Source organism: Chromatiales bacterium (assembly GCA_020445605.1).
GTDB lineage: Bacteria > Pseudomonadota > Gammaproteobacteria > JAGRGH01 > JAGRGH01 > JAGRGH01.
The window spans coordinates 1-924 of record JAGRGH010000019.1 but is presented as its reverse complement, the minus strand read 5'-3'; the positions used below and the strand labels follow the sequence as shown (position 1 = coordinate 924).

The 924-nt window shown below is 59.5% G+C and carries 1 protein-coding gene; it reads right to left on the bottom strand.

What is annotated here, in order from left to right; translation table 11 throughout:
- Positions 1 to 71 precede the first annotated feature (71 nt).
- Positions 72 to 924, bottom strand: an 853-nt coding sequence (locus KDG50_03160) for a sigma-70 family RNA polymerase sigma factor (GenBank protein MCB1864401.1), incomplete at its 5' end; no start/stop codon positions are given.

The following is a 924-nucleotide window of genomic DNA, read 5'->3' as shown; positions in this document are numbered from 1 at the left end:
TCGGCAGAGGTGATTCGCAACGCCCCGCACCCGGCTGCCAGTCAGACGGGAATGACCACCCGCCGGCCAGTCTACGATGCGGCCAGGTCAGGGCTACATTCGTCGAAAAGGTCACGAAGCTTCTCCACCGCAGCGATCTGCAGTTGACGAACGCGCTCCTTGGAGAGCCCCAGTTCCTGAGCCAGCTCCCGCAGAGTCTTCACAACGCCGTTGTTGCCAATGCCGAACCGTCCGCGAACCACGACCTGTTCCCGCTCGTCGAGCTGCTCTGCCATGCGGGCGATCAGATCGTTGACGCGATGCTCTTCCTGGATCCACTCACTAATTAGCGGATCTTCATCGACGGCAGCAACGCCGTGCAGCAGTTCTGCGGTGCCGGGAGCGTCGATGGGCTGTCGTCGGCGCCGTCGCTGCGCCAGACGAAAGAAGTGCCGCTGCACCGCATGCGTCGCGTAGGTGCTGAAGCGAAAACCTCGCGACGCATCGAACTTCGCGATCGACTTCAGCAAGATTTCATTTCCTTCGCTTGTCAGCTCGTCGAACTCGTGGGAGGAGTTCGCGAACTTTCGGGCGATGGAAATTACCAGCCGCAGGTTGCATTCCGCGATGTGATTTCGGACAGCGTCAGCGTCGGCGAGAGCGTGTTCAAGGCACTTGCGCAGCTTCGCATGTTGCGATTTGGCGGTCACAAGCTGTCGGCGAGTTTCTTCCGCACGGCGCAGCAGGAAATTCATCTTGCGAAACAGGAAGACTTCCCCCTGCGGCGAAAGCAGGGGAGTGCCGCGCATCGTTTCAAAATCGCCGGTTTCAGGAAAGTCGTTCGTCGCGCAGTCCTGATCGCTGTAAAGCGAAATGCACTCCGGCAGGCTCAGCAGGTCAGCCGCATCCAGCGATTCGAAGTCCGGGTCGTCAATAAAGAAAATG